Genomic DNA, 567 nt, shown 5'->3' with positions numbered 1-567 from the left:
GCGTAGTTCTTTCGCCAAGTAGCAATTGCCCGAAAGCGAGGCCCAAAAAAAGAGTGTTCGTCAGAAGATATCTTTTCCAAAGACGAGAAGGCTCGTTGCAGAGGCGATGGAACCATTCGAGCCCATTTTTTTGCATCCATATTGGAGCACGGGTGAGTGTTCCTGCATGGTAATCAAATGCAGCGCCAACGCCAATCATGACTGCGTTAATGTTCCCGCGGTGTTCTGCCATCCATAGTTCTTGCTTCGGACATCCAAGGCTGACCCAGACGGTGTGAGCCCCGCTTGTGTTTATCTTCTCGATGACTTCACGATCCTCGTCTTCGGTGAGGTCGCGAAACGGAGGGCTGTGGGTGCCGGCAATGTTCAAAGGTGGAAAGTCCCGTTTTAGGCGTTCCTCGAGCAACTGCAGCGTCTCTCTCCGTCCTCCATATAGAAAGATGGATTCCCCAGTTGCGGCAGCATGCGCACAGTAGCGCATCATCAGATCCGGTCCGTTGATTCGCTCTTGAGCCGGAAATCCCAGACGGCGTAGCATCCAGGCGACCGGCGCTCCGTCAGGAGTTG

General features: G+C 53.8%; 1 protein-coding gene. It reads right to left on the bottom strand.

Annotation, left to right across the window (positions count from 1 at the left end; genetic code table 11):
* Nucleotides 1-538: WecB/TagA/CpsF family glycosyltransferase (locus tag AC1DS3_RS39365; RefSeq protein ID WP_477129465.1), on the bottom strand; the 538-nt coding region annotated here is incomplete at its 3' end.
* Nucleotides 539-567: the final 29 nt, after the last annotated feature.

The organism is Cupriavidus sp. 01L46, assembly GCF_056399905.1.
The sequence above is the reverse complement of the archived record's forward strand: the minus strand, read 5'-3'. Positions and strand labels throughout refer to the sequence as shown.